Raw genomic sequence first — 1,785 nt, forward strand, 5'->3', positions numbered from 1 at the left:
TTATTTTTATTTTAAACTAAAAAACTTAAAAAATTTATATGAATTATATCTGACAGCTCTCCATTATCCTTTGATAATGACAGTCCTATGGATATTCTCCATAGCCCCAGCAATAAAGATAGTCAATCCCTACGCTTCGGCAATTATTCCTTTCAACTTATTTCACAGAATCGACTTTTCTCCGTAAATTTACTTTTAATAATTGCACCTCTATCACATAATATTTATCATTATAACTAATTTTTTCACATTTGTAAAGTATTTTTGATAAAAATTGTAAAATTTCTCTATTTAATTTTAGTTTTAAAATTTCAAAAAAAATGTTATAATAAAAAAATGCGATATTTTTTGAAAGGAGGAAAACAAATGATTTTTAAAACTCAATCTAATGAAGAACGGCGTGAAATGATATTAAATGGAAAAGTTATAAACACACTGCTCTTTCTATCCGTCCCCACATTGCTGGTTGGAATTATTCAGGCTCTTATTCCACTTTCAGACAGCTTATTTCTAAATAGGCTTACAAGTGTTGAAGTAGCAAGTTCTGTTACATTCAGCCAGCCTATTCTTAATGTTATGATTGCCTTGTCTCAAGGGTTAGGTGTGGCTACTCTTGTTATGCTTGGTAGACTTTACGGTAAAGGAAGAATGCTCGCTGTAAAGGAAACAATGCTTCAAATTTTTGTATTTAGTTTTATCATTGGAATTTTAATTATTCCAATCTGCGTTTTTTCGGCTTTTATAATTTCCAAATACACAACTATTGAAATTCGTGACAATGTTTATATTTACATTTCTCTTTATTCACTTGTAATGCCTTTTGTATTTCTAGCTGCTATTTATAATTCCTCAAAAAATGCAATTGGACGGCCTGAAGTTACATTTATTCGTATTTTTTTGTTACTAATTTTGAAAATAATTTTTAACTCAATTTTTTTATATGCTTTAAAAATGGGAATCACAGGTGCTGTAATGGCCTCGCTTTTTTCCTATATTACCATTACAATTTGGATGTTTTATGACTTATTCTTAAAGACGGATGATATTAAGCTAAGTCTGAAAAATTACTCAATAAAATTGCCTATCATAAAAAAATTGCTTAATATTGGCTTTCCTTCAATGTTAAACTATGCTTTTTTGTATCTTGGATTTTTTCTTATAAACAAAGAAATGGAAAAATTTGGTGCAATTGCCCTGAATGCACAAGGAATTGCTTCGAATATTAATGCCATCTGCTTTATCTTGCCATCCTCAATTGGAACTACAGTTTCTTCAATGATTAGTATAAATATGGGAACAGGAAATGTAAAAAAATCTAAAGAAGTTTTTAAAATCGGGTGGAAAACAGGCGTTATAATTTCTATTTTGACAATCACCTTAATTTTACCTATTTCTTTACCACTTGTACTTATTTTTACAAACGTCTCGAAAGTTATTGAGATTGCTGACAAAGCTTTGCATATTTACACATATTCTGTAATTGGATTTAGTGTATTTATGATTTCACAAGGTGTTTTTATCGCTCTTGGAAGAACAAGAATACCTTTAGCTATGTCTATTTTAAGAATTTGGCTATTACGATATATTTTTATTTTAACAACACAAAAATATCTTGGCCTTTACTCAATTTTTTGGGGAAATTTATTTTCAAATACATTAGCAGGACTAATATTCTTTATCCTAGTGAAAAGTATTGACTGGAAAAAAGAAAAATAATATAGTAAAACTTATTTAAAACCAAACTCAAAAGCTATGACTATTTTACTCAAACCATAAATTTATATA

Annotated in this window: 1 protein-coding gene and 1 riboswitch; the gene reads left to right on the forward strand. The window is 28.5% G+C overall.

Translation table 11 applies throughout. From position 1 onward, the window contains the following. Positions 1-45: 45 nt before the first annotated feature. Positions 46-221: riboswitch (Lysine riboswitch) on the reverse strand. 145 nt (positions 222-366) lie between these two features. Then, positions 367-1,716 carry an MATE family efflux transporter gene (locus Q0370_RS00555; RefSeq protein ID WP_299570649.1) on the forward strand — a complete coding sequence of 450 codons (1,350 nt, stop codon included), beginning with the start codon at positions 367-369 and terminating at the stop codon, positions 1,714-1,716. The last annotated feature ends 69 nt before the right edge of the window (positions 1,717-1,785 follow it).

Origin of the sequence: uncultured Leptotrichia sp. (assembly GCF_938036635.1) — a bacterium.
In the GTDB taxonomy this organism is placed as follows: Bacteria; Fusobacteriota; Fusobacteriia; order Fusobacteriales; family Leptotrichiaceae; genus Leptotrichia; species Leptotrichia hongkongensis.

Coding starts and splice junctions, on each gene's coding strand:
- Q0370_RS00555 (WP_299570649.1), top strand. CDS start 367: ATGATTTTTAAAACTCAATCTAATGAAGAACGGCGTGAAATGATATTA.